This is a genomic window from Helicobacter hepaticus ATCC 51449 (assembly GCF_000007905.1).
Taxonomy (GTDB): Bacteria; Campylobacterota; Campylobacteria; order Campylobacterales; family Helicobacteraceae; genus Helicobacter_C; species Helicobacter_C hepaticus.
Genome location: NC_004917.1, coordinates 1793147 through 1799146, shown reverse-complemented (window position 1 = coordinate 1799146; position 6000 = coordinate 1793147). Strand labels below are relative to the sequence as shown.

The window sequence follows — 6000 nt, the reverse complement described above, 5'->3', positions numbered from 1 at the left end:
TTACTAATCTACTCTAAAAGATAAAAAGTTAAATTCTCATTTAAATATTAGATAGGTTTTAAGTTTGAAGTATTTAAACTTAAAATTATCTAAAAAATAAAGGAGAGTTATGAACAAAATTGTAAGTATAGGAATTTGGGGACTTATCTCACTTTTAGGCGCTTGGTGCTTTGGTGTTTTAGCATTGCATACAGGAGAAAGTATTTCAGCTGTATGGATTGTCGTAGCAGCAGTATGTATTTATGCAATAGCATATCGTTACTATTCAAAGTATATTGCTCATAAGGTGCTTGAGCTTGATGATAATCGTGCAACTCCTGCCGTTGTCAATAATGATGGACGTGATTTTTGCCCGACAAATAAAATAGTGCTTTTTGGACATCATTTTGCTGCAATTGCTGGAGCTGGTCCACTTGTGGGTCCAATTTTGGCAGCGCAAATGGGATATTTGCCAAGTATGATTTGGATTGTGGTAGGTGTGGTGCTTGCTGGTGCAGTTCACGATTTCACAGTGCTTTTTATCTCTATGCGCCGCAATGGTAAATCTCTAGGTGAAATTATTAAATTAGAGCTTGGTAAGCCTGTAGGCTCTATTGCAATGATAGGGATTCTAGGTATTATGATGCTTATTATTGCAATTTTGGCACTTGTCGTAGTAAATGCACTTGCAGAATCTCCTTGGGGATTATTTACGATTGCGATGACGATTCCTATTGCTATTTATATGGGAATTCATATGAGATTCTTACGTCCGGGTAAAATTGGCGAAGCAAGTATTATTGGATTTGTTCTTTTGCTTCTTGCGTTGTTTTATGGACGCGATGTTGCGGCTCACCCTGAACTTGCTGAATTTTTTACACTCACACCCATTCAGCTTACCTATGTAATGATTGTATATGGATTTGTTGCGGCAATCCTGCCTGTTTGGTTTTTGCTTGCACCTCGTGATTATTTAAGCACATTTTTGAAAATCGGTGTGATTGTATTAATGGCAGGGGGTATCTTAGTAGTTGCTCCTGATGTGCAATTCCCAAGTACAACTAAGTTTGTTGATGGCACGGGACCAGTATTTAGCGGGGAGCTTTTCCCATTTCTTTTTATAACAATTGCGTGTGGAGCGATTAGCGGATTTCACGCACTTATTTCAAGTGGGACAACACCAAAAATGCTAGAAAAAGAATCTCACGCGAGAATGGTAGGCTATGGTTCTATGGTTATGGAATCTGCAGTTGCAGTTATGGCACTTGTAGCTGCTGTGATTCTTACTCCGGGCTTGTATTTTTCTATCAATGTTGCTCCTGCAGCGCTTGGAACAGCAGGCGTAAAAGATGTCGCAGAAGCTGCAGCAATAGCTGCACAGACAATTAGCCAATGGGGATTTGTGATTACTCCTGAACAAATTTTGCACACAGCACAAGAGATTGGCGAAAATAGTATTTTAAGTAAAACAGGTGGTGCGCCTACATTTGCGATTGGTTTAGCCACTATTATTTCTCAAGTGCCACTTTTTAATCAAGGTTCTATGGCATTTTGGTATCACTTTGCGATTTTGTTTGAAGCACTCTTTATTTTAACTGCTGTTGATGCAGGCACAAGAGCAGGACGCTTTATGGTGCAAGATGTATTAGGAAATGTATATAAACCTATTGGAAACATTCACTCAATGTTTTGGGGTGTTGTGGCAACACTCATTTGTGTAGTTGGTTGGGGATATATCCTTTATCAAGGTATCACAGACCCACAAGGTGGAGTAAAATCGCTTTGGACACTCTTTGGCGTATCGAATCAAATGCTTGCAGGTATGGCATTACTCACGGTTATTGTGGTGCTTTTCAAAATGGGTAAAGCAAAACAAGCGTGGGTTGCTATACTTCCTGCAGCGTGGGTGCTTTTTAGCACAATGTATGCTGGTGTATGTAAACTTCTTCCTGCAAATGGCGAAAAAGTCCATGATGCAGTTTCTCATATTGCATTGTGGCAAATCAATGGTCAAAAGGCTGCAGCAAAAATGCAAGAAATTGCAGAAGCAAAGGCTTCAGGGCTTGATGTTGATATGATTGCAAATTTAAGTGCTGAAGCAACAAAATTTGCTACAATTGCCAATAATAACTTAATCAATGCTTTCCTTTGCGGATTGTTTATGTTTATTACTTGTCTTGTTCTTATTCAATGTGTGAGGATTTGTTTGCGCTGTTCTAAAGGCACAAATGATATTCCACTTGCTGAAACTCCTTATCGTAAAGCAAGTGAATTTGAAAGGAGTATGGCAAGTATACACTAGATATACCTCTTTTAGGGGTATATTTTAATTTTAAGAATCTCGTTACTTTTGTGAGATTCTTAATCTTGATTTAGCTCTATTTTTGTCCTTTTTTTCTTTTTATTTTTTCTGATTTCATCATTTAAGTTTATTTAAATTAATAATTAAAGCTGACAATAGAGAATCCACGATTTATCGCCCAAAGCTAATACATCAAAATTACGAAAGAGGATTTTTATTATTTACGCGCTGCTTATAAGGAGCTTTCACATAAGGTGCATAATTAATCATTAATTGAGAAAATCTTGTTATACTAGAAATTTATCGTTTACTTTAAGGATTTAATATGGGGTTAAAGGATTAAATGTGAAAGAATATGTTGTCGGTGTAGTTGGAGCAAGTGGTGCTGTAGGTGAAGAGATTTTTAATGTATTAGAAGAACATAAATTTCCTGTATCAAGGATTGTGCCATTAGCCAGTGAGCGGAGTGTAGGCAAAGAAATAGAATTTAATGCCCAAACTTACAAGATTTTAGAAACCACAGATGAAGTATTTGCAAAAGAGGGCATACATATCGCTTTTTTTTCTGCTGGTGGAGCAGTGAGTGAGCGGTTTGCGCCAAGCGCTGCCAAAGCTGGAGCAGTAGTGATTGATAATACAAGCTATTTTCGTATGGATAAAGATGTCCCATTAGTCGTGCCTGATGTGAATCCACAAGATATAGCATTTTGGGACAAAAAGGGTATTATCGCTAATCCCAATTGCTCTACAATCCAAATGGTGCAGGTACTCGCTCCTTTGCATAAGGCATTTAAGATTAAACGTGTAGATGTAAGCACTTATCAAGCTGCGAGTGGTGCAGGAAAGCGCGGTATGGAAGAGCTTGTGTTGCAAATGCAAGCATTTTTTGCTTTCAAGCTTGATGAGGCACAACCGCAAATATTCCCTCATCGCCTTGCTTTGAATGTAATTCCGCATATTGATGTATTTATGTCCAATGATTATACAAAAGAAGAAATGAAAATGATTAATGAGACACATAAGATTATGCACGCAGATTTTCCTTTGAGTGCGACTTGTGTGCGAGTGCCTGTGTTGCGAAGTCATAGTGAATCTATAAGCATTACTTTTGAATCCGAAGTGAGCGCAAAACAAGTGCGTGAGATTCTTTTAGAATCTCCTTATATTGTGCTCTGTGATAATCCTCAAGAAAAGCTTTATCCTATGCCAATATTAGCGACTGAAACAGATCAAACTTATGTGGGACGTGTGCGTGAGGATAATTTTGATAAACATATTGTGCATTTGTGGTGTGTAGCTGACCAAATTCGTGTGGGTGCAGCAACAAATGCTGTGAGAATCGCTCAAAAGTGGATTGAAATGCAAAACTAAAGTAGGAGTGATAAATGATTTTTATTGATGCGTGTTTTAGAAAACCCACGCCTTATACGCCTATATGGCTTATGCGCCAAGCAGGTCGATATTTGAGTGAATACAAACAAACAAGAACAAAGGCTGGAAGTTTTTTAAGCTTATGCAAAAATGTAGAACTTGCTACGGAAGTAACATTGCAGCCTGTGGAGATTCTTGATGTTGATGCAGCTATTTTATTTAGCGATATTTTGGTTGTGCCTTTAGAAATGGGGTTACCCCTTGAGTTTCTCGCAGGCGAGGGTCCTAAATTTAATCGCACAATCAGCAATGTGAGTGATGTTGTGAATTTACAAGAGGGTGCGCATAAACGCCTTACTTATGTTTATGACACCCTAAGCTCTATCCGCTCTAAGTTACCAAAAGAGAAAGCACTTATAGGATTTTGTGGTTCTCCTTGGACTTTAGCAACCTATATGATTGAGGGGCAGGGGAGTAAAACTTACGCTAAAAGTAAAGCAATGCTTTATAAAGAGCCTTATATTTTGAAAACTTTGCTTGAAACTTTGAGTGAGGAGCTCAAACTTTATCTGGAGGGGCAAATCCGCGCAGGGGCAAATGCAGTGCAGATTTTTGATAGCTGGGCAAGTGCACTTGAATGTGAGGTATATTTTGAATTTAGTTGGAAATATATGAAAGATATCGCTCAATACATCAAGGGTAAATATCCACATATTCCTGTTATGCTTTTTCCTAAAGGGATTGCTGGATATTTAGATAAAATCGATGGATGTTTTGATGTCTTTGGCGTGGATTGGGGCACACCTATGGCATTAGCAAAATCATATCTTGGCACAAAATATGTTTTACAAGGTAATCTTGAACCTTCGAGGCTTTATGATAAAGAATCTATGGAGCGTGGAATTGATGAGATTCTAAAAATTATGGGAAAAGAAAAGGGACATATCTTTAATTTAGGACACGGAATGCTTCCAGACTTACCACGCGAGAATGCTATTGCCCTTGTGCAAATGGTAAGAGAAAAATCAAAGCGTTGATGTTATTTTTGGTGTATAAGTAACTTTTAATTTTTTAATTCTTGCACCTTCCATTTCAAGCACTTCAAAAATGCAATGTTCATCAGTAATTTTATCTTTCATCATAGGTAATCGCCCAAATAATCCAAATACATAGCCTCCAATAGTGATATGGTCATTTGTATTTTTAAAAGTAATGTCAAGCATTTCTTCAATATCACTTATTTCAAGTTTTCCATCAAATTCATAAGTTTGCGCATCAATTTGCCTCATATCTTCAATTTTGAGGTCGTGTTCATCAGAAATATCCCCCATAATTTCCTCAATAATATCTTCCATTGTCAAAAGCCCAGAAGTGCCACCGTATTCATCAACAACAAGTGCAGTATGGACTTGTTGACGATTCATTGTATTTAAAATTTCAGAGATATGTGCGCTCTCTGGCACAATAATCATATTGCGGACAAGTTTAGAGAGATTATGCTCTTTGCCTTTTATTGCGTTTTCAAATAAATCGCGGATATGTATCATACCTAGAATATTATCTTTGGAATCTTGATAGTAAGGATAGCGCGTGTGATTCGTTTGCAAAATAATATCAATATTTTTTTCATATCCATCTTGTGCATTTAAACATATCATATCTTTTCTGGGCGTCATAATTTCTCTAGCAAGGGTATCAGAGAAATCAACAGCGTTTTTAATAATCTCACCCTCTATAGAATCTATATAGCCTTCTTTAAGACTTTCACCTATAATAATTTTAAGTTCCTCATCGGAATGGACAGCTTCATTTTCACGTGCAGGCGAGATGTTAATGAACTTAAGAAAAAATGCTGCAAGCAAATCAAAAAGCTTAATCAATGGAGAAAAGATAATCCGAAATGTATAAAGTGGTTTGGCAACGAGAAGCACGACCGATTCTGTTTTGGCAATGGCAACTGACTTTGGCACAAGCTCTCCAAGCACAACGTGAAGAAGCGTTACGAAAACAAAAGCAATCATTGATGCAATAGAATGCACTAAAAGAGGAGAAGATTCCAAAAGATAACCAAATGGAATACTTATAAGCTTAACAAAAGCATTTTCACTAATCCAACCTAGTGCGAGAGAAGCAAGAGTGATGCCAAGTTGTGTTGCACTCAAATATGTATCAAGCGAATGAGTAATTTTTAAAGCAAGAGAAGCATTTTTAACTTCATTTTTCGCAAGTTCCTCTAGCTTTGATTTTCGTATTTTAACAATAGCAAACTCTGAAAGCACAAAAAAGGCATTAAGAAATACTAAAAATAATGCCAAAATAAGCATTAAAATGGACGAATACGGGTCCAA

4 protein-coding genes are annotated in these 6000 nt (G+C 37.2%); 3 read left to right on the top strand and 1 reads right to left on the bottom strand.

The genetic code is table 11. The features are described from left to right. Positions 1 to 109 precede the first annotated feature (109 nt). The 3 genes from HH_RS09055 to hemE all read left to right on the top strand — a co-directional run bounded on the left by HH_RS09055 (position 110) and on the right by hemE (position 4689). Positions 110 to 2281: a carbon starvation CstA family protein gene (locus tag HH_RS09055; RefSeq protein WP_011116714.1), complete on the top strand. Its 2172-nt coding sequence runs from the start codon at positions 110 to 112 to the stop codon at positions 2279 to 2281. Between the two features lie 345 nt (positions 2282 to 2626). Further along, positions 2627 to 3652 (top strand): aspartate-semialdehyde dehydrogenase, encoded by a 1026-nt coding sequence (locus HH_RS09050; protein ID WP_011116713.1) that lies wholly within the window; start codon positions 2627 to 2629, stop codon positions 3650 to 3652. Positions 3653 to 3666: 14 nt separating this feature from the next. Next, entirely contained in the window at positions 3667 to 4689 is a 1023-nt protein-coding gene (hemE, locus tag HH_RS09045; protein WP_011116712.1) for a uroporphyrinogen decarboxylase, read from the top strand. On the opposite strand, the gene HH_RS09040 is transcribed toward hemE, so the two are convergent. After that, the gene (locus HH_RS09040; protein ID WP_011116711.1) at positions 4678 to 6000 is read right to left on the bottom strand and encodes a hemolysin family protein; all 1323 of its coding nucleotides are present in this window, start codon (positions 5998 to 6000) and stop codon (positions 4678 to 4680) included. The two genes, hemE and HH_RS09040, sit on opposite strands and share 12 nt — an antisense overlap.